This is a genomic window from Pseudomonas sp. C9 (assembly GCF_002000165.1).
GTDB lineage: Bacteria > Pseudomonadota > Gammaproteobacteria > Pseudomonadales > Pseudomonadaceae > Aquipseudomonas.
This window is the reverse complement of the sequence record NZ_MPAK01000007.1, coordinates 1-749: the sequence shown is the minus strand read 5'-3', so window position 1 is coordinate 749 and position 749 is coordinate 1. Positions and strand designations below refer to the sequence as shown.

1 protein-coding gene is annotated in these 749 nt (G+C 61.7%); it reads left to right on the top strand.

Annotated features, from left to right (window positions below; all coding sequences use genetic code 11):
* A partial coding sequence (locus BMS17_RS29500; RefSeq protein WP_218191613.1) for an Ig-like domain-containing protein occupies positions 1 to 749 on the top strand: 749 nt, incomplete at both ends.

The window sequence follows — 749 nt, the reverse complement described above, 5'->3', positions numbered from 1 at the left end:
CTCACCGTCTACGAGAAAAACCTCAGCGACGGCAGCAACCCGAATACCCCGGCGCTGACGCAAAACGGCACTTTCACTATCACTGCCCTCGACGGTGTGCAGACGCTGGATATCGGTGGTCTGCATGTGGTCGTCGGTGGCGTGGCCGCCGGTTTCCCACAATCGATCGTCACCCCGTTGGGCAGTACGCTGACCATCACCGGGTTCGACGCCACCACCGGCGTGGTCAGTTACAGCTACACCCTGGTCGATAACGAAGCGCACCCAACCGCCAACGGCGCCAACACGCTSTCCGAGCAGTTCGCCGTCACCGTRGTCGACGACAACGGCACCACYGCCAAYGCCAACCTCGACGTCAACATCGTCGATGACCTGCCAAAAGGCGTGAACGACAGCAACGCCGGGACTGCCTCGGAAACCCTGCTCACCCTCAACGGCAACGTGCTGACCAACGACGTGCAGGGCGCCGACCGCGTGCCGACCGGCCCCAACGCCGGGCCGATCACTGCCGGCACCTTCACCGGCACTTACGGCACGTTGGTGCTGAATGCCAACGGCACGTACACCTACACCCTGAACACCAGCGATGCCGACTTCAAAGCGCTGCACGGCAATGGCAACGGCACCGAGAACTTCACTTACACCATCACCGATGCTGACGGCGATACCAGCACCGCCAATCTGGTGTTGAACATCCACAACAACGACGATCCGGTGACCATCAGTGGGCTGGATGTTTACGGCGGCGA